This is a genomic window from Dehalogenimonas formicexedens (genome assembly GCF_001953175.1).
Classification (GTDB): domain Bacteria; phylum Chloroflexota; class Dehalococcoidia; order Dehalococcoidales; family Dehalococcoidaceae; genus Dehalogenimonas; species Dehalogenimonas formicexedens.
The window spans coordinates 1,266,316-1,291,891 of the sequence record NZ_CP018258.1 but is presented as its reverse complement, the minus strand read 5'-3'; the positions used below and the strand labels follow the sequence as shown (position 1 = coordinate 1,291,891).

Below are 25,576 nucleotides of genomic sequence, written 5' to 3'. Positions count from 1 at the left end.
TGCTAAAGGCTGGTTGACCTTCTCTGCCTTTCGGATAAACTTGTCACATGGAGAAGTCCCGGGAAACAACAGAGAACAATTCAGACCGGGAAAATTGCACTGACATGAGCACGATGGATTATCCGATTATTTCCGATTACAGCCTTTTCGACGATTTCAGCATCACCGCCGGATACACACAGCATGAACGGATGGCCGAAGCTGAAGAAGAACGGTCTCGTTTGTGTGTTGATCGCGACTGCGGTTAAATAGTCCGAAGAGAGGGCGAAAACATGGATACCGGAATGACGGAACAGGAAATCCTGGAAGAAGCCAAGCGAAGGGTCAAGAAAAAGAGAGAGTTCCTCGGCCACCTTGGATCGTACGTGGCGATTAACGCGGTGCTTATCGTCATTTGGGCGTTGTCCGGCCAGGGCTACAAGTGGTTCCTGTGGCCGCTCGGCATCTGGGGCGTCTTTGTCGTCTGGAACTTCCTGGATGTCTATGTTTTCCGTACCACCTTTCAGTCCGAAAAATCGGCGATACAAAAAGAAATTGATCGGATAAAACGGGGCGGGTAGTATTACCCGATTAAACCCAAAACTGTCTTTGCGAGTCCGCGATGCAATCGGAGGCGTGGCAATCGTCCCCGAATAGTCCACCGATCCAAATGTAGGGCCGGTGGTGAGGGCTTGTACACTGCCCGATATGTTACAATACCCGCCAAAACCGTTTGAGGCCGAACCGTGATGAACCGTCTGACAAAAGCATTTAGCCTGGTTGCGTCCGTGGCTCTGATCGTCTCCGTCCTGGCCGGCTGCGGCAAAACCAAAGAAGATGCCGCCCAGGCTCCATCCTTCTTCCTGTTCCAGACGGTATCGCACGGCGCTTTTGAGAACGGCGTTTTGTCCCTGGAAATGGCTTCGCCCCGCCTCTTTTTTGTCGCCCAGGCCCCTGATCGGATCGAGGGCCATCTTGCCGTCGCCCAATTCATCGACGCTTGGAACTCTGACTCCGAAGGCTACCGGACCAATTCTCCGAAGGCCCTGCTCACCATCGGAAACAACACCGTTGAATTCTCGTTGGCTTCGCCGCAATGGGACGGCATCAAATTGAGTTTCTCGGCGGAAGTGGTCTCCGGAACTCCCGCTCCCAGGTTCGATGCCGCCGAACTTTTCATCGACGCCATTCCCACGCAGACAGCCGCTACCACGTCCACACTTCTCGGCGATGCCCCGGCTATAGCCATGGGAAACCTCTACCAGGCCACATCCCAGGCGATTGCCAACGCTGCCCACAACGTCCACTAGGCGAACACCGCTTTCTCCTCGCCCGCTTACGACAGCCAATTCCCGGGCGCTCGCCGACGGTAACGAGGAGGCGATTGTGGTCGCGGGCTTTTACGGCAGGGCGCATTAATCGAAAATATAAAGAATACCTGCGGTCGCGTGTAAACACATCCAGTATCAACCACCCTTTGAGGTGATATCCCATATTTTATTGAGCAATGAATCCTGATCGAAGGGCTTGGTGATAAACGGTATATCGTGAGATTCCAGGTATTCCCTGGTTGCTGCGTCGGAAACGTCGCCTGTGATAAATATTACCTTTTTGGCCAGCTCGGGGTTTTCCCGGATCAGCCTTTCATACAACTCCATCCCGGAAAGATCGGGGATTCTGATGTCGCATAGGACTGCGTCGAAATGTTCAGTTTTCAAACGTTCCAGCGCTACGAGCGGGTCGGGTTCCGTCGCAGTATCGTAACCATTCCTCTCCAATATCGCTTTGGTTACAGAGCGCACAGTGTCTTCATCGTCGATAACTAACACACGAGAGTTGCTACTCGCAAAACGAATAGACGCCACGGGGTTTGTTGAGTCTCCTTCCTGGACAGGGAGCACCGAAAAACCGATCGGCAGATCGATAACGAAGGTGGAACCACACCCCTCGGAGCTCTCGGCCTTAATTGTGCCGTCATGCTCCTTGATTATGCCGTAAGAGAGCGCCAAACCTAGCCCGGTACCCTCACCCGGCGCTTTGGTGGTAAAGAAAGGCTGGAAAAGTTTGCTTAGCGTTTCCCGGCTCATCCCCGGCCCATCATCGGTAAAGGAGAAGCGGACTATTTCGCCACAGTTCTCCGCTTTGATGGTAAGTTTGCCTCTATTGTGGGCTTGCTTCATGGCATATTCGGCATTGACTATGATGTTGAGAAATACCTGCTGTAGTTGCCCCGGATCCACTATAAGCCACGGCAGGTTTGGAGAGTAGTCCTTGATCACTTCAATATTTGCCGTCTTAAGTACGTAGGACCTGATTTCAAGGGTGTTGTCGATAAGTTCGGTGATGGAACTGGCCACCCTTAACGGTTTTTGCTGCCTGGCGAAAGTAAGCATCCGTCCGACGATCTCTTTGACCCGCCGGCCTCCGTCTCGGATGATCTTGAGGTCTTCCCTTACCTCATCGGGCAGGTCATCCCTCTCAACGAGCAGTTCGGAGAAACCGACAACTCCGGTTAGCGGATTATTTATCTCATGGGCTATGCCTGAGGCCATTTCGCCCACAGCCGCCAGGCGGGCAGCCATCTCGGCTTTATCGCGAAACCGTTGTTGCTCGATCTCAGCCTTTTTCTTTTCGGAAATATCCCTCGTGACGCCGAGAAAATACTTCCGGCCGCTCATCTCTACGATTGACGACGTAAATTCTATCGGAATGATAGTCCCATCAGGCCTTTGGTAGCCGGTTTCGCTAGATCGTCCTCCACCTGTCTTCTTGATTCTTTCGAAGATAACTTTGTTTTGTTCTTTCTGGTCAGGCGGGCGAATTTCCCATATCTTCATCTTCTTCAGGGTCGCCTGGTCTCTTCCAGTCTGTCGCTCATACTCCGGATTACAATCGACAATCGTCCCGCTTTCGTAGTCGATAAGCACTATACCTTCGTGGGCATTTTCGAATACCGCCCGGAACTTGGCTTCGCTCTCCTCGACCATCCGGGATTTCATCAGCTGTTCGGTGATGTCTTCTGTAACGCCGAGGATCTGGGTGACATTTCCCACGGTATCTCGCCTGAAGGGCACATCTCGGGATCGAAGGTAACGCCATTTCCCGTCTCTGTTCTTCATCCGGTAAGTCAATTCCAGGATATCGTCATCACTGGCATGAGCGCATCTGGAATGATGGACGGCCACCAGGTTCGCATCGTCAGGGTGCAGAATGTTATTGAAGAGCGATGATCCCATGGCTTGCACCTCTCCGGAAGTGTAGCCCAGGAAATCCATTACCGAACGGTTGGCATACACATTGCTGTTCGTCCTAATGTCGTGGACATAGATCAGTTCCGGGGTGGTATTCAACAGCGTCCGGGTGAAGTGTTCGCTTTCGTTTAAGTCATCTTCGGCCTTCTTGCGCTCTGTAATATCGATAATCGATCCATGGAGCGTCTTGTTATCCGGGTTAAGTGTTAGCGATGTAAGGAAATCACGTACCCCATTATGCTTGGTGATCAGTTGGCATTCGAAGTTTGTTACCCTGCCCTCGGACTTAAGAATGTTGACCATTTTCTCTCTCTGGAGAGGATTAGCCCAGAAATCCCGGGAGGGTTTCCCGATGAATTCGGCGCGAGACAGACCTAACATCTCAAGGTATCTCTCGTTTGCATCGAGCATTTCGGAGCCGTCAAGCCTTGAAATAAACATACCTATCTGCGCGTTTTCGAAGAGCTCGCGATATTTAGTCTCGCTCTCGATCAGCGCTTTTTCCACTTTTCTGCGATCGGTGATGTCGAACGCGAAATGCATATAAAGGTCTTCACTAATGCGTATCCAATGTGCATCCCAGGTTATGCCGCCGTCGCTTGGTTCGGAAGATTGGGGCTTTCCGGTTTTCCAGACCACCGGGGCCAGGCACCATGGACAAGGGGTACTTCGCTTTGCCCAACTTCCATAGCAGGTCTGGCCGATGACGCATCCTTCCAGAGCGGCTTTCTTGTTCATCGCGACGATCACGTGAGATTCCGGCCTGAGCAACAGCGCTACGCATGGGAAAGCGTCCAATAAAATCTGATTTAACCGGGTTTTGGCGAGGCTTTCCTCTTCAGCCTTTGCGCGTTCAGTGACATCCCAGAACACTGCAAGGAGAGATGGCTCCCTTCCCTCGGTCACGGTCAGACGGACGACTCTCCCCTCCCAGACGGCATCTGGTTTCAAAGGAACTTTGGCTGGATAATTAACAACGTCCCATGGTTCTCCGGTTTCGAGAACGGCAAGCATTTTGGCTTCCGCGCCTGCGGCGGCGGCTTCAGGGAAGGCATCTCTGTATCTTCGTCCCGTCAGGGGTTGAGGATGGAATTCTTGAAACTTAGAGTTGACTAAGGTGTAGCGAAGCTCTCGGCCTTCGACAACTGCGACGCAGGCAGCGGTACTGTTGACGATGTGCTCCAGGAATTCAACTTCACGCAGATTTTCGTGTGACGAAACCATCGCGCACCTCCTGCACCGATGAAGTAGCGAACAATGAATCTAAGTGTTCAGTTACCGGTTCTCCCTGTTTGGGTAATTTCTGATACTTTATAATAAACCTTTTTTACAATAATTCAAACCATTTCCCGACAGGTTTACAGTGCTTTTTTGACTGAACAATGCAGGATGACTCTAGTTCAGGCTAGCGGTCGCTCGCCTTTCTTCTTCATTACAAATCTCATCTCCCGCTGACGTCGGGACGCCCGCCACCCCGTAGGGGCACGGCATGCCGTGCCCGCCTCGTCGTTGCAAGCCGTTCAAAGAGGACGAAACAATCCCCGCTTACCCCTTCGCCCAACCCCACATGTCTTTGCGAGGATTGCCTGACGGCAATCCGGGCAATCGTCCTCCCCAAGCACTGAATCAAAATCTCCTCGCCCGCTGACGGCGGGAGAGGGTAGGGTGAGGGTCGGTACAATGCCGCCCTTAACATCGGGTCGTAGGGGCACGATACATCGTGCCCCCTCATTTCCAACCCCGTGTTGTCGGGGCGATCGCGAATGCGTCGCCCGCCAACGTTGAGCTGACCGCTGATGGCTGAGGGGCTGACGGCTGACAGAAAAGGGCGCCCCACCTGTATCGCTCAAAACGGTTAGTTATTCTAAAGACCCGATCAAAACAATGGGCGGGATGACCATAGTGCCCGATTGCTTGATCGATGATATCGTCGTGAGTGAAACAAACGCGCTGCTATTGCCGGGCGCAAGTACCTGGAACGACCCGAAGCATGGCGCGATTATCGGGAAAGCCAGCCAATTTCTCTCTTCAGGCGCTACGGTGTGTGCCATCTGTGGGGCGACTGCTGCGCTTGCCAACTTTGGGCTGTTGGATAAGCTTCCGCATACCAGTAATGGACCGGGATTTCTTGAAATGGTTGCTCCGGGTTATAAAGGCCAAAGTTTTTATATGGACAAGCCGTCCGTAGCGGATAACAACCTTATTACTGCAGGTTCCACCGGGGCTTTGTTGTGGGCGAAATAAATCATTGAGCATTTGGGTGTTTTTCAATCAAACACCCTGGAATCTTGGTATGACTACTTTCGTACCGGTGAGCCTGGGCATTTCTTTGCCCTCATGCAAACTTTGCCATCTGGCGATGGAAACTGATCCACCGGAAACTCGAGTTTGATCCGAAGAGTTTTGAACAGGAAGTGAACGTGTCATTACATTTGGGAGTCTTATTAGTTTTTTATCACAGATTCGATTAATTCTTGCCGCTGCAGATCTGCCTTACAGCTTGCGCGGACAGCGTCAATCCATTTGTCATACCAGAGCCATTGGCCAGCAATCCCAATGCCGTAGCCTTTTCCAGGGTTTTTTCCGTCCAATTCGCGCCATAGAGCTGTGTGGGAGCCCATGGTGAACCAAGGGAATCCTTCAGCCTTCATCATCTTTACTATTTCAGAAGCACGGTGCTTCGGACGTTCTACTTCCCTTAGAACCCAATAGTCTTTGTCTATCGTCTTAGCCAAATCGGAGTCTGCAGAGATAAATTCAATCGCTCTGTCCGCTTGGCCTCGTTTGCTGGTTAGTTTTCGTACAAATAATAGGCGATATGAAAAATAAGGAGATTGAAATTCATCCTCTGGCAATTCGGATTCAAATTGTTGAACATATCTTGCCACTTCTGCAGGCAATGGGTTTTTAGCCTCCGTGGCTAAAATTGGAGCAGTTAAGTCCCTAAACTGAAGAACGTAACCCAAGGCGGTCCCTAGTGAAAACTTGTCACCAAATTGTTCCACCAATACCCGCTCATAGTTTAGACAACAGGCGAGGTACCTCCCTGCAAATTGTTCATCAACGCCCGCTGATTGATGGTGCTCTATTTCGTGCCGTAATCCTATTAAGAAGCGCAAGTTGCTCTTCATAGCTGGATCGAGAGGACATTTTTCTTCGATAAGGCAGCGTTCGAGCTCCCAGTATCTGTATGTTCCGCCTTGGGTCAGATGAAATCGTTTGCGCATTGTTTTTTGGTCGTAGTATCTATACTCAATACCGGCTTTTCGGAAATACGCATGCATTAAATAAGTCCAAGATATCACCATTAGGACAATGAACGCTTCCGTTCTAAAAGTTGCTAAGGGATTATTGAAAGCTTGAACTGCTTGCATGGCTGCCTCTCGTGATTTGACGAGCAAATCACAGGTAATCGGTCCCCTTCTTAAGCGCGGCATTTATTCCCTCCTGAGTCGAAAAAATCGTTTCAACCGGTCAAGAAACGAAATTCTGCGCTGAGGTTCTTGCCCTTGGAGTTTTCGCAGCTTTCTTAAAGTCAATCTTCGCCAATGCCCGCTCAAAGCCTGTCTGCGTGTCAGCATCCGTTTGAGCAGAAGATCATATTCGCAGAAGATTTTCCCGTGGGCCAAAACGGTGATTCGGGTTAGATGTTCGTTAAACTGAGGCACGGTGATTTTACTCAGATGGGACCAAATTTCATCAAATTGATAGTTTATATCTTTGAACGCAATTGTAGAATGAAATGAATAATCCGATACTTGGTCCCAACTTTGGCAGGTGGAAAAATCAATCAATTTCCGCGCAAGTTGTTCCCGGAGGTCTTCAAGTTGATCAGATGCCCTGATTTTGAAGTATATTACCTTATCTTTGTTATTAAAACGCCCAAAACCATCGAATTGAAAAGGAACTAAAGTGAACTCGCGTCCGATGGTTTCGACCGCCTTCCGAACTCGCCGTAAATCCCTAGTCTGACCTGGACCGTAAAGAGTCACGTGAGGAACAACCCTGCGACGGGTCATGCCTTTAACACGGAATTTCTTGGCGACGGAATAGACAGCTTCTTTGGCAAATTCCTTTGCCTCTTTTTGAAGCCTAATGCCAATATAGAAACCAGTCATCTACTGTTTCGACTCAAAGAATTTAGCCATCATTATCATCAACATCTGTTTCATCAACGTCCTCGAGATTCTCTTCCAACTCTTCTCGGATCGTCTTTCGTTTCTCAGCGGCGCTGAACTGTTTCCAAGCGAGGTATTTATCGATAATCTCAGCCGTAGTCATGGAAATCCAAACGCTGCCCGGTCCGGTGTAATAGCCTAGGTATCTTGCGTCGCCTCCACCCGGTCGGGGGTTACCTGTTGCCTTAACAAGGCAGACGGTATGGTGATCTTGGAAAAGGTGCTTTCCTGAACGTGTGGGCCTGATTTTGCCCTTGTGATTGAAAATAATGTGAGCCGAGTATGGTGATAGATGTGTTTCTTCACTTAATTCTCTGAGTGCGGCAATGAACCGTGTTTCATCTCTTTTGGCTCCTCCTCCAGGGAGGATGAACGGCTGATCCTTTTGTGTCTTCGTCAGCAGAATTCCTCGTGATGTTTCAATAATTACCGTTCCCCGCCTGCGTCTTTTGACGTCGCTCATCTAATAATTACCGCCACATTTATTTTTTATTTACATCGGTTACGAAGAATTGTATGATTCTACCACATTATCTAAAAGGTAATAACCGTGCCGAAACGGGAAAACGAGTATTTCGCGGGTAGAAATGAACCTGGCAGAGGACTGTGCCCTTTTTGTGGATCGTTAGCAGTTTATTACATAAAGACAACCGGTACTTGGCGCTGCCAGCAGTGTGAAAAGATATTTCCAAGCCCTAGCTACGGCCCTGGTGGTCAGAGACTATCTGATCCAGAACCTAAAAATTCCAAATCAAAATTGAAAATATGTCCAAAATGCGGCCAACAATCTTTGTGGCAGAATCCGTTTTCAAACACCCAGGAGTGCCTTAACAAAAGCTGCATTTCATTTAACCAGCCCAAAGGAACGACTCCTATCTCCCCACAATCGGTCAAATCAGCTGCGTTTCCAAGAATTAAGAACCCGTTTCCAATTTGGAAGGTCAAACGTTTTGTTAAAGGATTTTTTTGGCTTTTGGTCAGGCTGATCTTGATTGCAGTTGTATTGAGTCTTACTGCCATTGTTCTCGCTGCAGTCGCTAACGTCATCAATATTCAACCGATAAAACCGGCGATGTTAGCAATAGCTGCTATCGGGACAATCGCCGTTTTTATGGCTTTAAGGGAGACCGTCCGTCGATACCTCAGCATTGTGCGTGCCTTTATGACAGTGCTTCTATCCATAATCCTGATCGCTTTTTCTTGGTCATATTTAAAGATCGAGTCGGTACAAGATCTCAAAAACCGTATCGAGAACCTCTTCAACTCTAATAACTCTCTCCAAGAGACATTGGACCTGACACTTGGCAAACTCAATTTTTCGTTTGACACATCAAACGGCGGCGCGGACAGTACGTCCCAACCGCCCGGTTCAAAATTTACGAAAGAATACGTCACCATCGATGGCGGTAGACTTATCGGTGCCGATGGCCACTCAGTAACTCTTTGGAATAATCCCCAAGCTGTGGATCCGAGTTGGTCGCAGCTTCTTTTATTCCTGCAATCCGACGCAACGGACGCCCGGAGTTATGACTTCGCATCCTATGTTTGTGCTGATTTTGCCGAGACTCTGCACAACAATGCGGAGGCAGCCGGGATTAAAGCGGCATATGTGTGTATAGATCTTGGTCCGAGCCCTGGCTATCCGTCCGGAGCAGGGCACGCCCTCAATGCTTTCCAAACCACCGATCGCGGGCTAGTTTTTATCGATGACACTGGATTAACCTCCGGGGGTCCTTCCAACGCAGATAAATCTGTAATCGTTAGGGTAGGTTCAAGTTACATCCCAGAAAGTCTGTTCCCTGAATCAGGGTGGAGTTCCCAGTGGGAGAGCATGGGAACAGTGCTTAAGATAGATATTATCAAATGGTAAAAACAGAGAAATAAATGAACTCTGACAAAGAATGTTGTAGTTGCGTCTTTAGGAATACACCAAATACGAGCGCATGTCGTAATTGTTCTCACTTTCATCCTGCCACATCCGTCTCAACTGGGTACGTAAATATTTTCGACATGGCAAAAGAGCTAAGGAAAATCGAACAACAACAAGCTCAGATTGGTTCATCAAATATGCCCAAGAGTGATTCAAACCATTCTTCTGAGCTGAGTATATGTCCCAAATGTGGGCAAACATCTCTGTTCCATAATTGGGTGAACAATGCCGAAGAATGTTTTAAACCTGGTTGTGAACTGAATCCCAGGTCAACCAAGCAAAAAACATTATGGTTTGAATCCACGACTATCGAGTACAAAGAAACAATATCGACAGCCACTGGAGGTTTGAACAATCCCTCTTTGCTGAGTGTGAAGATGTTTCTCGCTGACATAAGATCCTGGCGCCGTGAATATCAAGAAAACGTCTATGTCTGCGCCGATTTTGCCCAGGACGTGGTCGATAAGGCAGCGCAACGAGGAATAAAATGCGGCTACGTCGTTATCCGTTTCGCAAATCACGCTATTGGCCATGCAGTAAATGCTTTCCAAACTGATTGGGGACTTAAGTTTTTTGAACCTCAGAGTGGAAACGAAGAAGATGTTATCGTCGGTCGGAGATATTCGGGTGTTCTAGCGGGTGTACCCGGAGGCTCGAAGATCGCTGAAATAGAGATCCGTTGGAATGATGGGAGCTTGACTCGGCTTCCTTGATGTGAGGTGGCGCTTAACATAACAAAATAATCCGCCAAAAACGACACGAGACGCTTGACACCCGTAGGGAACACGTGCGCTATACTATTCGGTATGAATATTAGAACACGTGTACAGCAATTAGAACAGCCCCACTCGCAACCCGAAACCGGAGAAGCCGCCCTGAGGGGGTCCGGCAAGGACTCCCGTGAGGGTCTCACCTCGCAACCAACACCGCCCCGCCGCCGCCGCGGTGGGCAGAAGGGGAACTGTAATGCCGTCCGGCACGGGCTCTATTCCCGCAAGAACTTCGAAGCCAACATGGCCTGGCTCAAGGAGAACACAGACCTTGGGCGCACCGACCGCGAGATTTTCCTCGCTGTCTGGCAGATCGCCGAGGCTGTCCACCGGGATCCTTCGAATAAATCGCTTCACGCTTCGGCGGTTTCCCGCTTTTACAAGCTGGTGATGCGGAAATTCGGCATCAAGGACTACAGAGACACGGGTGCGCTGGACTTCGCATTGGCCCAGGTCGAACGGGACATCCGTTTCCCGCCGGAACGATTCGCCGAGATCGTGCGGCACCTGGTTTAGCATCGTAATGGGATGGCTTGCCCCGACTCGTCGGGGGAATCGTTTCACAGCTCTGCCATTTGTTTTATTTGATTTTGAACGTATCGTTTTAGAAAAAACGTTTTTCCCCAACAATTCAAATAACGAACCGGCTCCGCCGGCAAAGAACGCTTCCTTTTTACTCCCTCTCCGCCAGGCGGAGAGGGTTGGGGTGAGGTGCCCTACGTCCCCGCGAAGGCGGGGAAAGTGAAGGACCTCGGCTCAAAACGCGAAAGGCGCAACCCGCAACGCGAAACCAGGGACGCGGGACGCGAGACGCGTGACGCGCGACGCGTTATTTCCCCAGTCTCCACACCGTCTCTTCCACGAGTTCCCGCCACCGGCTGCCCAGTCGCAGGTAATCTATCCAGACCTTGTTGGTCGAAGCGCGGAGGCCGTCCTTGAGCGGCGATATCTTCTTCAAATCGGTTACGATCCCCGGCAGGAAGGTGATGGCGATAAGCCCGCTCTCCATGCCGATAGCCTTGATCCCGGCCTTGAGCCCCATCAGCCTCAGTCGGATGATGTACGACAGGTTCTGCGCCTCGACGGGCGTCTGCCCGAAGCGGTCGACGAGTTCGCGTTCGAAATCGGCGATCTCTTTCTCGCTCTTGATGGCGGCCAGCCGTTGATACAATTCCAGCCTGAGCGATTCCTCGGGGATGTAGCTCTCCGGGATGAAGGCGGTCAGCGGCAGTTCGATGGTCGGTGGCGGTATCTTCGACGACTTCAAGAGCTCGACTTCCTTGCCGGACCGCTTGGTCTTCTGTTCTTCGACGGCTTCAGACAGCATCTGGGTGTACAAATTGAAGCCGATGGCCGAGATATGGCCGCTCTGCCTCGTGCCGAGAAGCGATCCCGCGCCCCTGATCTCGAGGTCCTTCATGGCGATGCCGTAGCCCGCCCCCAGTTCCGATGCCTCGAAGATGGTCCTCAGCCGTTTTTCGGCGTCTCCGGTGAGGCGCTTGCCTTTCTCGTACAGGAAGTAGGCGTAGGCCAGGTTGGCGCCGCGGCCGACTCTGCCCCTGAGCTGGTAAAGCTGGGTCAGGCCGAACTTGTCCGCCTGGTTGACGATGAGGGTGTTGGCGTTGGGCACGTCCAGGCCGCTCTCGATGATGGTGGTGCAGACGAGTACGTCGACCTCACCTGCCGCGAACTGGGCCATGGCCGCCTCGAGTTCGCCCTCCGGCATCTGGCCGTGGCCGACGATGAACGATGCCTCGGGCACCAGTTTCCTCAGCCTTTCGGCGATGAAATAGATGCTCTGGACGCGGTTATGGACGAAGAAGACCTGGCCGTTCCGCTCTTTCTCCCGCAGGATGGCCTCGCGCACCAGGTGATCGTCATACCCGGCGACGAAGGTCTTAATGGGTAGGCGTTCGTTGGGCGGCGTCTCGATGACGCTCATGTCCCTGACGCCGACGAGCGACAGGTGCAGGGTGCGCGGGATGGGCGTCGCCGAAAGGGTCAGCACGTCGACTTCCTGGCGCATCCGTTTCAGGAACTCCTTGTGCATCACGCCAAACCGCTGCTCCTCGTCGATGATGAGCATGCCCAGCTTCTTGAACCTGACATCCGGCTGCAGCAGCCGGTGCGTGCCGATGATGATGTCGATCTCGCCCTTTTCGAGGGCATCGAGGATGGCGGTCTGCTCCCTGTCGCTGCGGAAGCGGGAGATGACCTCGATCTTGACCGGGAAGGCCGCCAGGCGGGCCCTGAAGGTCGAATAATGCTGCTGGGCGAGGACGGTGGTGGGCACCAGTACCGCCACCTGCTTGCCGTCCATGACCGCCTTGAAGGCGGCGCGCAAGGCCACCTCGGTCTTGCCGTAGCCGACGTCGCCGAGGATGAGGCGGTCCATGGGGCGGGGCTTTTCCATGTCCTCTTTGACGTCGGACAATGCCGATGCCTGGTCGGGCGTCTCGACATACGGGAAGGAGCCCTCCAGTTCCTGCTGCCACAGGGTGTCGCGGGAGTAGGCGTAGCCGGGCACGATCTGCCGGGCGGCGTAGAGCTCGATAAGTTCGGCGGCCACCTCCCGGGCGGCTTCCTGGGCCCGTTCCTTGGAGCGGGCCCATTCCTGGGTGCCGAGCTTGTTCAGCGTCGGCGCCTCGCCCTCCCCGCCAATGTAGCGGGAGACGCGGTCGACCTGGTCGGTAGGCACGTACAGCTTGTCCTCGCCGGCGTACTCCAGTTGCAAGTACTCGCGGCGGGCGCCGGAGACCTCCATGGTGACTGTCCCGGCAAACCGGGCGACGCCGTGGTCGACGTGCACCACGTAGTCGCCGGGTTCGAGTTCCGGGAGCATAAGCCGTTTGCTGCTTGCCAACCGGCGAGTTGTCCACCGCCGTTCCTTTACAAAGCCGAAGAGTTCGTTGTCGGTGAACAGGTACGTTTCGCCGGACAGCGTCCACCCGTGGCCGAGCAGGCCGTGCAGCAGGGTGATGGCGCTTTTGGCGGGGGGCTTGCCCAGGCCTTCGGCAAAGGAGAAATCGACGTGTTCCTCGCTGAAAAGCTCTTTCAGCCGGTCGGACTGGTAGCTGACGACGATCAGGCGGGCGCCCTGGTTTTTCAGTTCCTGGGCTTTTTTGAAGAAGGCCGGCAGCCTGCCGGCGTAGCTCGGCGACGGGGAGATGGGCAGCTCGACGACGCCTCCCGCGCCGGTGCCCCACGACGCCAGTTCGACGCTCTGGAAGTGGGCGAGGGACTTTTTGAGGGTAGCCCACTCGATGTAAGGTTGAGGGTACCGATTTGGCAGTTCCCCGGCGGAGGTCTTTTCGGCGCGCAGGCATTCGGCTTCGTCGCGGAAGAACTGGGCCGCCTGTTCCACCGAGTCCGGCTCGTCGACGATCACCAGCGTGTTGTCGGAAAGATAGTTCAGAATGGTCGAGCTATTGGTATAGGGCGCCCAGAAGGCGGCGGTTTCCGGCCTGCTGCCGCGTTTAAGTTGCTCCAGTTCCTCGGTGAATACCGGGCGCATCTCCTCGCTCGCGCCGCCGAGGTCGATATCCGGGATTTGACCGATATCCAGGAGCAGTGTCGCCGGACCGACGACGGCGCTCTCCAGCCTCTTCGACGAGCGCTGCGTGGCCGGGTCGAAGGTGCGGAGGCTCTCGATCGTATCGCCAAAGTACTCGAGGCGGATCGGGGAATCCTCGGTCGGCGGGAATATATCCACGATGCCGCCGCGCCGGGAATACGTCCCCGGCGCTTCGACGAGGTGCTCTGATTGATAGCCGAGTTTATCCAGCGCGGCGACCAGTTCGAGCGGCGGGTATTCGGCGCCGGCGGTGAGGTGGAGCCAGCCGTTCCGGAAAGAGTCGGGTTTTGGCGCCCACCTGGCCAGGGCATCGAGCGAGATAACGGTGACCAGGGGCTTTTTTTGCGGCAGTCCCGCCAGGCTGGAAAGCGCGCTGACCGTCTCAAGTTCCGTTGCCCGGTCCACCGCCGCCCGCTGGTAGGGCAGGAGTTCGGGTTGAGGAAAGAGTTGCACCTCGAGGTCGCCCAGCCACAGGGCTATCTGCTCGGTGAGGTCCCGGGCTTTCTCGGCCTGCGATGTGATGACCAGGATCGGACGTTTCAAATCACGGAAAAGGCTGCCGGTGAGATACGGCCGGGCGGCCTCGATCACGGAGATCCGCGATGAGGTGCGTGCCGGCTTTTTGGCGGCCGCCAACCACTCTTTGTAATGCGGCTCTTCAGATAGAAGGTCGAACAGCCCGTGCAACTCGGTCATCTTTTCTCCAAACGCAACAAGGGCTAGATGTAACCTCTAGCCCTGTTCGAATTGTACACCGGGGGTGCTGTCTTGTCCAAGACTAGAGCCGTTGCTATAATTCGGGGAATTTATGAACTCCGAATTCTGTTACAAGCGAATTGTCATCAAGCTGGGTACCAACCTCCTGACCGGCGGGGCGGGCAAGCTGGACCGGGAGGTGATGTCCGGATTGGTGGCCCAGATGGCCGCGCTTGTTAAACGCGGCGTTGAGATCACCGTGGTCACTTCCGGCGCTATCGCCGCGGGGAAGGAGAAGCTCGGGCTGTTCAAGAAGAACAAGGATATGCCGTTCAAGCAGGTCCTGGCTTCCGTCGGGCAGAACCGGCTGATGAACGTTTATGACAGCCTCTTCGCCGAACACGGCCTGACCGTTGCCCAGGCTTTGCTGACCAAGAGCGACCTGCATGACCGGTCGGGGTACCTGAACGCCCGGAACACTCTTCTGGCCCTGATCGAGCTCGGAGTGGTCACCATCGTCAACGAGAACGACGTCGTGGCGGTTGACGAGATCCAGGAAGCCAAGTTCGGCGACAACGATAATCTCTCGGCGATGGTGGCCAACCTGGTTGACGCCGACCTGCTTCTGATCCTCTCCGACATCGACGGGCTGTACACTGCCAACCCGCGCACGGAACCCAGTGCCACTCTGATACCCGTAGTTGAAAAGGTGACACAGGAAATCGAGGCGTTGGCTGGAGGTGTCGGCAGCAATGTAGGTACCGGCGGCATGATCACCAAGATCGAGGCGGCCAGGCTGGCGACCTCATCAGGGGTCCGGGTCATCATAGCCTCTGGGCATGCCCCTGGTGTCGTCGAGAGGGTAATCACCGGAGAAAGTATCGGGACGCATTTCCTACCGCATGCCAGCCCCGATGCCCGGCACCGTTGGCTGGTTTCGGGGTTATCCTCCCGGGGTAGGATCATCATCGACGGCGGGGCGGCCAGGGCGGTCGCCAGGTGCTCCAGCCTGCTGCCGGCCGGGGTTAAATCGGTCGAAGGCGCGTTCAAACGCGGCGATATCGTTCGCCTCACGGACGAAGCTGGAACGCAGGTCGGCTACGGTATTACCAACTATGATGCTATAGACGTCGACCGGATAAAAGGCCTTCATTCCGAAGCCATCGGCGTTGTCTTAGGCCACGATTTCGGAGACGAGATCATCCACCGGAATAATTTAGCGGTCTGCTGAATGACAGTAAGCTACAAGGGCGGCGTCGCCAAACTTTTCGCCAAGGACATTGATAAGCCGGTGGCAGACGCCCGCTACCAAATGATGTTGACCAGGGGCACGCGCTTCACTCCCGGAAAATGGTGGGGTGATTTTTCCACCAATAAGGAACTCAAAACCCTGGGTGAGTTAATCATGGAGTTTGAGGACGGATCGCGCGGCGAGATCTTTGTTTATGCCAGCGGTATGTCATCCGCCAAAAACAGCCGATTTCAATACACATTTAACGGACGCGGCAAATTGGGCGGTTTTCGCGGCAGGGGAATGGCACCTGAGAGGTGATGGCAAGCCATAACCACGCAGGATTTCTGCGATGCGCCTAAACTTTGAATGAACGTCCGACCAGCGAAAAAGGCTAAAAAAAAGGCCTAGGCGTCCTTTATGCCTTTCGCCTTGGCGTATTCGACGACGTCCTTGACGGTCAACAGCTTCTCTGCTTCCTCATCAGGGATCTCCAGCTTGGCTTCCGGTGTGGAGAACTCCTCTTCGAGGGCCATGATGAGCTCGACCAAATCGAGGGAATCAGCGCCCAGGTCGTCGGTGAACTTGGACTCAAGGGTGACGTCCTTGTCCTCAACGCTGAGCTGTTCAACAGCGATCTTTTTAACCCGTTCAAAAACTGTGGCCACACAAACCTCCTGATTTATTGGCGTTGAACCAGTGTCGCCACCGAACTCAACACCCCGTTAATAAACTTGGCGGAACTGTCAGAGCCGAAGTCCTTAGCCAGTTCCACGGCTTCGTTTATGGCTACCCTGACAGGCACAGTATTATCGTGTAAAAGCTCGTAGATTGCAAGCCGCAGGATGTTCCTGTCGATGGGGGAAAGCTGCGCTACGGGATAAGCTGGAGCCAATCGGGTGATGATGCCGTCGGCCTCGGCTTTGTTGGATTGGGCTCCCTCAACCAGCCCGCGCGCGAAAACCTGGTTTTCAGCTTCAAGATCACTCGAGACAAGCTGGCGGTCGAGAATGACAGCGGGATCATGTCGGGCGACATCGGCTTCGTAAAGGACCTTCAGGGCGAGGGCGCGGGCTTCGTGACGTTTGGTCATAGACTAGAGAGTCATGCCACCGTCGACGGTGATGGTTTGGCCGGTGATGTATTTAGCCTCATCCGAAGCCAGGAACGCGGCGACGGCGGCAACGTCATCCACGGTTCCCAGCGAACCCAGGGGAATCCGCTTAACAAGAGCTTCTTTGGCCTCTTCGCTGATCCCGGAAGTCATGTCGCTGACGATGAAGCCTGGGGCGATGGCGTTGACGGTGATTTGCCGGGAAGCCAGCTCTTTAGCCATGGATTTGGTCAAACCTATAATACCGGCTTTAGACGCGGCGTAATTGGCTTGTCCCGCGTTCCCCGAGAGCCCGATAACGCTCGACAGATTGATAATTCTGCCGCCGCTTTTGCTTCTGAGCATCGGGCGGATAGCTGCTTTGGTGCAAAGGTAAACGCTTTTTAAATTGGTATCGATCACCGCGTCCCAATCCTCCTCGGTCATGCGCATAAGGAGGTTGTCACGGGTGATTCCGGCATTGTTTACGAGAATATCCAGGCGGCCGAAATGTGTTGTCGCCGCTTCTATCACCCTGGCGACATCTTCCGCTTTGGAAACATCACCATGTACGAACGAAGCTTTACCGCCTGAAGCTATAATCTCTTCCGCTATCCTGGCGGCGCTGTCCGACAGGCTGTTCAGAACTACCGAGGCGCCCTCAGCGGCGAAACGGCGGGCGATGGCAGCGCCGATGCCCCGGCCAGCGCCCGTTATCAGGGCGACCTTACCCTCGAGCCTTTTCAGGTCCAAGTGGTGGCCTGCAGGTTCTTGATAGCCTGGGTATCGGAGATGTTTATAGTTTTGACGTCACGGTTGACCCGCCGGATGAGTCCGGATAAAACTTTCCCCGGGCCAATTTCAACGAAGGTATTGATTCCAGCGGCAATCATATACTCGACAGATTTCTGCCAGTAGACACTGGTGGTCAGTTGTTTCAATAGCTCGGCCTTGATGTCGTCGGCGGCGGTCAAAGGCTCCCCGGTGGTGTTGGCGATAATCGGGATGGCGGCGTCTTTGAATGCCAACCGTTCGATGACCTTAGCCAGGCCGTCGGCGGCTGGGGCCATGAGCGGCGTGTGAAAAGCGCCGGATACGGCAAGTGGAACAACTTTGGCGCCTTTGGCCATGAGTGCCTCGCCCGCGGCGGTCATCTTGTCTTTTTCACCCGAGATAACTACCTGTCCCGGGCAGTTGTAGTTGGCGACATAAACCCCGGTCTCAGCGACTACCTGCTTCAGCGAAAGTTCGTCGATTCCTAGCACCGCAGACATCGTGCCGGGGGACTCGATCGCGGCAAGGTGCATCATCCTGCCTCTAAGAGCGGCTAATTGCACCGTATCGGCGACGTCCAGGACACCGGCGGCGGCAAGGGCGGTGTATTCACCCAGAGAGTGGCCGGCGACGAATTCCGGCTCGGGCAGAACTTCCATCTCCCGGAGGGCAGCGAGATAGGCCAGACTAGTGGTGACGATAGCCGGCTGGGCAATAGCTGTCTCTTTGAGTTTGTCTTCGGGGCCTTCGAAACAAAGTTCGGAGATGGCAAAGCCGAGCCGTTCGTCGGCGGCTTTGAACACGGCTTTAGCCGCGTCGTATTCCTCGTAGACGTCCTGTCCCATGCCCGGCGCCTGGGCGCCCTGGCCGGGGAAGACGAAAGCCAACCTGGGTTTATCCACTTATGCCCCCTTGTTGGTAGCAGGTACGGAACATCGAGACCGTTAGGCCTCTTTCTTCTTTTCCTTTTTTACCTTCGCCGGTTTTTCAGCGGCTTCCGCGGCTTTAGCTGGTTTCTCAGCTTTGGCTTTTTTCTCTTTTTCAGGCTTTTCAGCCTTGGCCGCTTTTTCCTTCTTGGTCTTCTCGGGTTTGGCGGCTTTGACCTCAGCTTCAGCGGCTTCGCCCTTGGCGGCTTTTTCAGCCTGGGCAGCCTTCTCAGCCTTCTTTTTTACCTTGGTCTCAACATCCAATACAACGCGCCCGTCGTAGGTGCCGCAGGAAGGGCAGGCGACGTGCGGCAGTTTCGGCTGGTGGCACTGCGGGCACTCAATCAGTTCCTGGGCTACCAGGTGAAGGTGGCTGCGGCGATCACCCTGGCGTGATTTGGTAGTCTTCCGTTTGGGTAAAGGCATTTTGGTTCTCCGTTATCTACTATCTATTTTACTATTTTGTTTGGATACCGGGGCAATCAATCCGGCACAGAGGCTTCATCGGTTGGGCTAAAATGACGTACTGGCGGATGGCTTCGGTAAGGTCCAGCACGTGATGCTCATCGATGGTGAAATTTTCTTCGGCGTCTTCGACATCCAGAGGCAACCCGCTGGTGACGTCGAGTGTGGGGAAGAACTCTTCCTCGAACCGAACCTCAAGCGGACATTCGTATTGGTTAAGGCATCTGCAGCACTCAAGCGGCAGGGCGGTTTTCAGATCGGTGCTAACCAGGATGGAACGATTGGTCCGGGTGAACTTAACCGAACCCTTGACGTTGATATTCTGCCCGTCCACCGTAAGTGGGTCGTCAATCTGGTATTCACGTGTGGAGCCGATCAGCCCCTTCTCTAATTGAGCTACATTAAAACTCAGCACGCCGCTTTCTCCACAAGGGTTGTATTATAGAGAACGTACCGGTTTATCGCAAATGAGCGGCGGTTTATCGTAGTTTATCACTGTTACTAAACGTTCTCCCCTCAACCCCTTATTCGATGGCTAAGGTATTTGAAAGCGCCACGCCGAACTTGCCTCATGGTTCGAGAGAAAGATCGCTGGCGAGCTTGGGCTTCATCATAAGCGCCTGACGCAAGGCTGGGATTCTTCAATTCCACCCGGGAGCCGGAAACATGATTACGCCTGAGCGGCAAAATACGCATAAAGTCCAATAAGGTACTAATACCAAAGTACGATGTGCGGCAGTTATTATAATGTTATAAAAGGGTAGTGAAAAATAACAATGTAGAATGTCGTCATAGGTATTCTACCCTGGGGGAAAAATGACGTGACATCCCAAAGACCAAAAACCCAACCTGACAAGAGATCGAAAGGAGAAATTAATGAGAAACTTTCATGCGACACTTTCTCGAAGGGATTTTATGAAGAGTCTCGGCTTAGCCGGTTCTGGGTTGGGCGCGGCCGCAGTAATTGCCCCTTCATTCCATGATTTAGATGAAGTACTTTCATCTAAACCCCAGAGTGAGTGGAAGAATCCGTGGTGGGTAAAAGAAAGAGATTACGAAAACCCCACCATCGATGTTGATTGGGATATGTACCCCACACCGCCGGTTAAAGATCAGGAGTGGGGCACGGAGCAGACTGCCAAAACTAATGATTTGATCAAGCAGTTGTATGGCAGCAATGATAGTGACGAACTAAACAAAAAATGGGCGCAACAAGGCATGCAGGGAATGGCCTTGAGAGATCAGGCCTTAGAAAATGCTTGTACTTGTTGTAACAACGGCCTTAAAACAAACTTTGCGGGTATCTCCCCTGAATCCCTAGGTGTGGCCAAATGGCAGGGCAGCCCTGAGGAAAACCTTCACATGATGCGCGTGGCCAGCCGATTTTTCGGTTCATATTGGTCTGGTTCTGTAGAGTTGAACCAAAAGACTCTGAAGGTCATAGCGGCCCGCAGGGATGGCTTACGCCGCACAACGGTATTCGAGGCTGGCGCTGCCTATAAGGCAACCACAACTCAGGTTACCATCCCCAAGGGTTCGACGAACGTGTTCAATTGGATTATCCAACATCCTCAACATGCTTTGGGCACCGGTCCTGGAAGCACAAACAATCCTTACGGCTATTTCTTTGCCACAAACACCTCTGCCCGCGTCCGGCAGTTTATCCAGAATTTGGGCTACAGCCAGGCCAACCCTTCGGTGGGCTCAGGGGCTATGTCTACCTTGTCCGGCGTTACCGAAATGTCACGCATGGGGGCAAATGTTATTGTGCCCAGCCACGGCGCTATGCCTCGCATCTGCGACGCTGCCGTGACGGATCTGCCGTTAGCATATACTCCGCCTGTTGACAGTGGCATTTTCAGATTCTGCAGGACTTGTAAGAAATGCGCAGAGAACTGTCCGACGGGTTCGATGAGTCTGGAAACCGAACCTTCCTGGGATGTCGCTGACCTGATGACAAATATCGGCGGTCTGAAACACTACTACCTGAATTACGCAACTTGTAATCCATTCAAGTCTTCGATGGCTCCGGGGTACTGCGGCATATGTCTCTCGGGTTGTGTTTTCCGCAACTTCAATGATTCGATGATTCATCCGGTGATCCAAGCGGTGGTAACTCAAACCACCATATTCGACGGCTTTTTCACTAATATGGATCGAATTGTTGGATACAAGGCGAACCAGGCAGGCGATAAAGCTCACCAAAATGACAGATATGTCGACGAATGGTGGAACACTATCGGACCTGAACTCGGGTTTCTTACGCACTTCGGATCGCACCAGTGAAATATCTAAAAGGATAAATGGAGGTAAAGTTATGTTGATGATCGCTCTCATTGGATTCATTGTTGGAGCCGCCGTTGTGGCTTTGATCGCCAAACTTCGGAGCAATCTTAAATTAACGTGGTACGAATGGTTGATCGGTGTCATAGGCGCACTCCTCTTGGTCTTCAGTGTTTTATTGATCGAAAGCGCTCTTGGAAAGCCAGGTGAACCGACAAATGTTGTCTGGTGGTTCCTTCTGGGTGTCAGCCTTCCGGGAATCATCTTGTTAATTATCGCCTGGCGTCTGGTTTCGAGGCACCGCGAACCTGCCTCCTAGTTTCTGGTCGGCAATGTTTCCGCGTTAGCAGGCTCTGACTCTTCCACCATTAATCAGGAAGACGACGGCCTGCTAACAATTTTCTATCATCGCTTGATGGCAGTCAGCGTCCCAAGAGAGCCAATACGCACTATCCGATTGCTGCCCGGATCGGGAAAACTCCAAACGACACCGGGACGGCACCGAGTTTCTTCGCTTCGCTCAGAAGACATTACCGGGCGGTTCAGATTGACCGGATAGCCCCTGCCGAGTATAATTAGTCAAGTGACAGGGCTGATAACCCCACTGACAGAGTCGCCGCGAGAAGAATGCGGCGTTTTCGGTATATACGCCCCCGGTGAAGAAGTCTCCCGAATTTCGTTCTTCGCCCTCTTCGCACTGCAACACCGCGGCCAGGAATCTTCCGGCATCGCCACCGCCGACGGCTACACCATCCGCAATTACGCCCGCATGGGCCTGGTATCGCAGGTCTTCTCCGAACCGGTCTTAAACCAGTTAACCGGTCATATGGCTATCGGCCATAACCGGTATTCGACATCAGGGTCGAGCGTTTCCTGCAACGCCCAGCCGATCATCGCCGGTGAAGGCGAATTCCAGATCGCCCTCGCCCACAACGGCAACATCACCAACGCCGCCGAACTCAGGCGCGAACTCGACGAACTTGGCTATATCTTCAAATCCAGTACCGATTCCGAGGTTATCGCCAATCTCATCATCTCGGCGCCCTATATCGACATGATAGAGCGCATCCGCTACGCCATGGGGCGGCTGCAGGGCGCCTATTCGATAACCATGCTAACCAAGGAAACGCTCTACGCCTTCCGCGATCCCCTGGGAGTGCGCCCTCTGTGCCTGGGCAGCATCGGCAACGGCGGCTCGGTCATCGCCTCCGAGACCTGCGCCCTGGGACATATCGGCGCCGAATTGGTCCGCGAGATCGAACCGGGCGAGATCATCCGCATCGATCCCAACGGCATTGAAAGTTACAAAGAAGAATCAGGCAGGCGCGCCCTGTGCATTTTCGAGTACATCTATTTCGCGCGCCCGGACAGCATCATGAACGACCGCCTGCTGTATTCGGCACGGCAGGCGATGGGCGCCGAACTGGCTAAAGAACACCCGGTCGATGCCGACATCGTCGTCGGCGTCCCGGATTCAGCCACCGCCGCCGGCGCTGGTTACGCCCTTGCAAGCGGTATTCCGCCGGCTGAAGGCCTGATCAAGAACCGCTACATGGGCAGGACGTTCATCGAACCCACACAGCGCATCCGCGATCTGGGCGTAAAATTGAAGTTCAACCCGTTGCAGTCCATCCTCTCGGGAAAGAGGGTGGTCCTGGTTGACGATTCCATCGTCCGCGGCACGACGACGCCGCAGGTCATCAAGCTTCTCAAAAAGGCCGGCGCCAAAGAGGTCCATATGAGGGTCTGCGCCCCGCCGATCCAGCACCCCTGCTTCTTCGGCGTAGACATGGCGACCCGCAGGGAACTCATCGCCGCCCGGATGAGCGTACCGCAGATCAAGGATTATATCGGCGCTGACTCCCTTGGTTATCTTTCTGTCGACGGCCTGATCCGCGCCGTGGGCGCGCCCAAGAACAAATTCTGCCTGGCGTGCTTTACCGGCGAATACCCGGTGCCGGTGCAGCTCGAAATGGACAAGTTTGTCCTCGAGGGCGGGTCGGAAAAACGGGAAGATGTCATCAGGGTGCTGGATTCGGAGGAAATTCCGGCCGTGAGTCTCTAAGCGAGTCAAATTCGAAATTCGAATATCGAAATACGAAAAAATACTAAATCCAAATTTAGAATTTCGAAACAACCGAAAACCGTCGAAAGACGGTTTTTTATTTAAAAAGACCTGTTTGAATTAACGCGCAAGCCCTTTGACCATTTCTTTAGTTATGTTAGAATACATAACAATAATCGCGGTTGCGAGGTGCCGGGTTGAAAACTGACATCGAGAATTTTCTGAACTACCTGATGGTCGAAAAAGGCTTTTCGGGGAACACCAAGGAAGCCTACCATAATGACCTGTGCCAGCTTGCAGACTTTGCCGGCAATTGCCTCTCCAACCGCGGCGCCCAGCACCTGTGGGATAATTTCAACCGGCAAGACATGCTTTCATACCTCCTTGACCTCAAGGAGAGAAAGTACGCTGTCACCACCGTCGTCAGGAAATTGGCGGCAGCCAAGAGTTTTTTCGGTTTCATGATCGAAGAAAAGAAAGTACGGCAGAATCCGACCGATAACATCGAATCGCCCAAAGTGGGCAAGCCCCTCCCCGGCGCCATTTCAGTGGGCCAAGTCAAGCTCCTGCTGGAACAGCCGGTCAAGTTATCTGCCCCGGAAGCCAAGCGCGACCGGGCGATGCTGGAACTGCTCTACGCCAGCGGCATGCGCGTGTCTGAACTCATCAACCTCAACGTCGAAGACGTCGACTGCGACGAAGGTCAGGTGAGGTGTTTCGGCAAGGGACAGAAGGAACGCATCGTGCCGATCTATCCCCAGGCTGCCCGGGCAACCGCCGAATACGTGAATGAAGTGCGCCATCGCCTGCAACGCGATGAGTCCGAAAAAGCCCTCTTCCTAAACCGCCGCGGCGAACGCCTTACCCGCCAGGGTCTGTGGCAGATACTCAAGGAATACGCCAGGGCCGCGGGCCTGGCAGACCAGGTAACTCCGCATACGCTGCGGCACAGCTTTGCCACCCACATGCTGAACGGCGGCGCCGACCTCCGTTCGGTACAGGAGTTGCTCGGCCACGCGAACATCTCGACAACCCAGATCTATACCCACCTGACTTCGGACCACATCCGAAGGGCTTACGACAGCGCGCATCCGAGAGCCAAAAAATAATTCCAATAATCAAATAATACCAATCATCTAATAAATACAAATAATCAAATAGGAACGAATTATGCCCGATAAATACTCCTACAGACCAGGCAAGAAAAAGAAGGGCGCCCGCCGGCCGGTTGTTACCCAGCCGACCCCGCCTGAGGCCGTGATTGAAGCCGAACTTACCCCGGTCAGTGACTTCCACCCGATTATCGAGCCTAAAACCGCAACAGCGGCGCGTTCCGCGGCAGCGGCCAAACCGGGTGTGGTCCCGGGCGAGGGCAGGGGCATTTCCCGGGTAAGCGACCTGGGCGCCGAGTTGAGGCGTTTTGCGGTTATCGGCAGCCTGGTGGTTATCGTCTTGGTGGCTGCCGCCCTGGTGCTGAAGTAACAAACAACGCGGGGGCAAGCTATCGCTCGCACCTAGGGCAATTGAGGTTGTCGCGAGATGGAATATCCCGCATGATCCCGCCCCTTTTGATTTCCTTCGGCTTTGCTCCCCGACTTGTCGGGGCAAGCCAGGGCAGGCTCAAGTTCACCACGAACGGGACTTTTTGCCTCAATTATTCCGGGTTATGGAACCTCTGTTGGAGAAGTTCTTGAGGGACATTAAATGAGCTTGAGGCGCTGGTTGCTTATCGCGGCGGCGCTATTCTGCGCCGGGCTGGTAATCGGGCTTTTACTGCCGGACAGCGCCGCTGATTCGATCGAGCAGACTTTCAAGGACATCGCCGGGAACGCCGCCTCCGCCGAGGGGTTCGGCCTATTTGTTTTGCTCCTGTTGAACAACACGCTGGCCGTAGGGGCCAGCTTCTTATTCAGCCCGATTTTCCTTATTTTACCTGTCGTTTCACTGCTGATGAACGGCGCCCTGATCACCGTCGTCGCCAGGCTCACCCTCCAGGACCATTCCCTGGCCTTTCTGGCTGCCGGCATACTGCCCCACGGCATCATCGAAATTCCCGCTTACCTGCTGGCTCAAGCGGCGGCGATCTGTTTCGGCTTCAATGTGCTGAAGGCCATTTTCGATACGCAGCGAAGGTCTGAAGCCGGCCCGGTGCTCATAAAATGCCTGAAATGGCTTGGGCTGGCGATAATCCTGCTTATCTCTGCGGCGCTGATCGAAGCTTTTATCACCCCGCTGCTCCTGGGACTGTTCAATTAAACCAAGCTGTCAGGTATCAGCAGTCAGCTATTAGTTTCATCGGCGCGCAATCTGGGTAATTTGCCCTAACGTCGGTGCGTGGTTATAATAGCCGCTAATGATTAA

At 53.7% G+C, this 25,576-nt stretch carries 24 protein-coding genes and 2 pseudogenes; 15 read left to right on the top strand and 11 right to left on the bottom strand.

Annotation, left to right across the window (positions count from 1 at the left end):
• Positions 1 to 47: 47 nt before the first annotated feature.
• From Dform_RS06755 to Dform_RS11250, 3 genes and pseudogenes are all read left to right on the top strand, one after another.
• Positions 48 to 248 (top strand): hypothetical protein, encoded by a 201-nt coding sequence (locus Dform_RS06755; protein ID WP_076004340.1) that lies wholly within the window; start codon positions 48 to 50, stop codon positions 246 to 248.
• Between the two features lie 24 nt (positions 249 to 272).
• A complete protein-coding gene (locus Dform_RS06750) occupies positions 273 to 560 on the top strand; it encodes a 2TM domain-containing protein (protein WP_083635385.1) in 288 nt (95 codons plus the stop codon).
• Positions 561 to 1,199: 639 nt separating this feature from the next.
• Positions 1,200 to 1,280 (top strand): annotated as a pseudogene (locus Dform_RS11250) (RebB family R body protein); the annotation flags it as partial.
• Positions 1,281 to 1,445: 165 nt separating this feature from the next.
• Here Dform_RS11250 and Dform_RS06740 read toward each other — a convergent pair.
• Entirely contained in the window at positions 1,446 to 4,454 is a 3,009-nt protein-coding gene (locus tag Dform_RS06740; RefSeq protein WP_076004339.1) for a hybrid sensor histidine kinase/response regulator, read from the bottom strand.
• Between the two features lie 606 nt (positions 4,455 to 5,060).
• Between Dform_RS06740 and Dform_RS06735 the strand changes: the two are divergent.
• Positions 5,061 to 5,600, top strand: a pseudogene (locus tag Dform_RS06735) (DJ-1/PfpI family protein); the annotation flags it as partial.
• 74 nt (positions 5,601 to 5,674) lie between these two features.
• On the opposite strand, the gene Dform_RS06730 reads toward Dform_RS06735, so the two are convergent.
• Genes Dform_RS06730 through Dform_RS06720 form a run of 3 tightly spaced genes read right to left on the bottom strand, consistent with a single transcriptional unit; the run spans position 5,675 to position 7,871 of the window.
• Complete coding sequence (locus Dform_RS06730; RefSeq protein ID WP_076004338.1) at positions 5,675 to 6,667, bottom strand: DUF3644 domain-containing protein; 993 nt, start codon at positions 6,665 to 6,667, stop codon at positions 5,675 to 5,677.
• Entirely contained in the window at positions 6,668 to 7,348 is a 681-nt protein-coding gene (locus Dform_RS06725) for a 2'-5' RNA ligase family protein (protein ID WP_076004337.1), read from the bottom strand.
• Positions 7,349 to 7,370: 22 nt separating this feature from the next.
• Entirely contained in the window at positions 7,371 to 7,871 is a 501-nt protein-coding gene (locus Dform_RS06720) for an NUDIX domain-containing protein (protein WP_076004336.1), read from the bottom strand.
• An 87-nt stretch (positions 7,872 to 7,958) separates the two neighbouring features.
• Between Dform_RS06720 and Dform_RS06715 the strand changes: the two genes are divergently transcribed.
• The 3 genes from Dform_RS06715 (at position 7,959) to Dform_RS06705 (ending at position 10,624) form a co-directional block, all read left to right on the top strand.
• The gene (locus Dform_RS06715) at positions 7,959 to 9,278 is read left to right on the top strand and encodes a transposase (RefSeq protein WP_145925543.1); all 1,320 of its coding nucleotides are present in this window, start codon (positions 7,959 to 7,961) and stop codon (positions 9,276 to 9,278) included.
• Between the two features lie 140 nt (positions 9,279 to 9,418).
• Positions 9,419 to 10,051, top strand: coding sequence for a hypothetical protein (locus Dform_RS11245; RefSeq protein WP_145925542.1), 633 nt, complete (start codon positions 9,419 to 9,421; stop codon positions 10,049 to 10,051).
• Between the two features lie 93 nt (positions 10,052 to 10,144).
• Positions 10,145 to 10,624, top strand: coding sequence for a hypothetical protein (locus Dform_RS06705; RefSeq protein WP_076004333.1), 480 nt, complete (start codon positions 10,145 to 10,147; stop codon positions 10,622 to 10,624).
• A 313-nt stretch (positions 10,625 to 10,937) separates the two neighbouring features.
• Here the strand turns inward: Dform_RS06705 and mfd are convergent, their stop codons facing one another.
• Entirely contained in the window at positions 10,938 to 14,378 is a 3,441-nt protein-coding gene (mfd, locus tag Dform_RS06700; RefSeq protein WP_076004332.1) for a transcription-repair coupling factor, read from the bottom strand.
• Positions 14,379 to 14,490: 112 nt separating this feature from the next.
• Here mfd and proB point away from each other — a divergent pair, with 112 nt between their 5' ends.
• Both proB and Dform_RS06690 read left to right on the top strand, forming a co-directional pair.
• Positions 14,491 to 15,609: a glutamate 5-kinase gene (gene proB, locus Dform_RS06695; RefSeq protein ID WP_076004331.1), complete on the top strand. Its 1,119-nt coding sequence runs from the start codon at positions 14,491 to 14,493 to the stop codon at positions 15,607 to 15,609.
• Positions 15,610 to 15,930 (top strand): hypothetical protein, encoded by a 321-nt coding sequence (locus Dform_RS06690; protein WP_076004330.1) that lies wholly within the window; start codon positions 15,610 to 15,612, stop codon positions 15,928 to 15,930.
• An 86-nt stretch (positions 15,931 to 16,016) separates the two neighbouring features.
• On the opposite strand, the gene acpP is transcribed toward Dform_RS06690, so the two are convergent.
• Genes acpP through Dform_RS06660 form a run of 6 tightly spaced genes read right to left on the bottom strand, consistent with a single transcriptional unit; the run spans position 16,017 to position 19,282 of the window.
• The gene (acpP, locus tag Dform_RS06685) at positions 16,017 to 16,277 is read right to left on the bottom strand and encodes an acyl carrier protein (protein ID WP_076004329.1); all 261 of its coding nucleotides are present in this window, start codon (positions 16,275 to 16,277) and stop codon (positions 16,017 to 16,019) included.
• A 14-nt stretch (positions 16,278 to 16,291) separates the two neighbouring features.
• Positions 16,292 to 16,702, bottom strand: coding sequence for a transcription antitermination factor NusB (gene nusB / locus Dform_RS06680; protein WP_076004328.1), 411 nt, complete (start codon positions 16,700 to 16,702; stop codon positions 16,292 to 16,294).
• 3 nt (positions 16,703 to 16,705) lie between these two features.
• Complete coding sequence (gene fabG / locus Dform_RS06675) at positions 16,706 to 17,449, bottom strand: 3-oxoacyl-[acyl-carrier-protein] reductase (protein ID WP_425481073.1); 744 nt, start codon at positions 17,447 to 17,449, stop codon at positions 16,706 to 16,708.
• The gene (gene fabD / locus Dform_RS06670) at positions 17,446 to 18,378 is read right to left on the bottom strand and encodes an ACP S-malonyltransferase (protein ID WP_076004326.1); all 933 of its coding nucleotides are present in this window, start codon (positions 18,376 to 18,378) and stop codon (positions 17,446 to 17,448) included. The genes fabG and fabD overlap by 4 nt, the downstream gene beginning before the upstream one ends.
• Before the next feature lie 42 nt (positions 18,379 to 18,420).
• A complete protein-coding gene (gene rpmF, locus Dform_RS11825) occupies positions 18,421 to 18,828 on the bottom strand; it encodes a 50S ribosomal protein L32 (protein WP_076004325.1) in 408 nt (135 codons plus the stop codon).
• Between the two features lie 31 nt (positions 18,829 to 18,859).
• A complete protein-coding gene (locus Dform_RS06660; protein WP_076004324.1) occupies positions 18,860 to 19,282 on the bottom strand; it encodes a YceD family protein in 423 nt (140 codons plus the stop codon).
• A gap of 461 nt (positions 19,283 to 19,743) precedes the next feature.
• Between Dform_RS06660 and Dform_RS06655 the strand changes: the two genes are divergently transcribed.
• The 6 genes from Dform_RS06655 to Dform_RS06630 all read left to right on the top strand — a co-directional run bounded on the left by Dform_RS06655 (position 19,744) and on the right by Dform_RS06630 (position 25,471).
• Positions 19,744 to 21,153, top strand: a complete 1,410-nt coding sequence (locus Dform_RS06655; RefSeq protein WP_076004323.1) for a reductive dehalogenase — start codon at positions 19,744 to 19,746, stop codon at positions 21,151 to 21,153.
• 31 nt (positions 21,154 to 21,184) lie between these two features.
• Positions 21,185 to 21,469 (top strand): hypothetical protein, encoded by a 285-nt coding sequence (locus Dform_RS06650; protein ID WP_083635384.1) that lies wholly within the window; start codon positions 21,185 to 21,187, stop codon positions 21,467 to 21,469.
• 264 nt (positions 21,470 to 21,733) lie between these two features.
• Positions 21,734 to 23,215, top strand: a complete 1,482-nt coding sequence (purF, locus tag Dform_RS06645; protein ID WP_083635383.1) for an amidophosphoribosyltransferase — start codon at positions 21,734 to 21,736, stop codon at positions 23,213 to 23,215.
• Positions 23,216 to 23,412: 197 nt separating this feature from the next.
• A complete protein-coding gene (xerD, locus tag Dform_RS06640) occupies positions 23,413 to 24,324 on the top strand; it encodes a site-specific tyrosine recombinase XerD (protein ID WP_076004322.1) in 912 nt (303 codons plus the stop codon).
• A gap of 61 nt (positions 24,325 to 24,385) precedes the next feature.
• On the top strand, positions 24,386 to 24,697 hold the full coding sequence (locus tag Dform_RS06635) for a hypothetical protein (protein ID WP_076004321.1): 312 nt from the start codon (positions 24,386 to 24,388) through the stop codon (positions 24,695 to 24,697).
• Between the two features lie 222 nt (positions 24,698 to 24,919).
• A complete protein-coding gene (locus Dform_RS06630) occupies positions 24,920 to 25,471 on the top strand; it encodes a stage II sporulation protein M (RefSeq protein ID WP_076004320.1) in 552 nt (183 codons plus the stop codon).
• Positions 25,472 to 25,576: the final 105 nt, after the last annotated feature.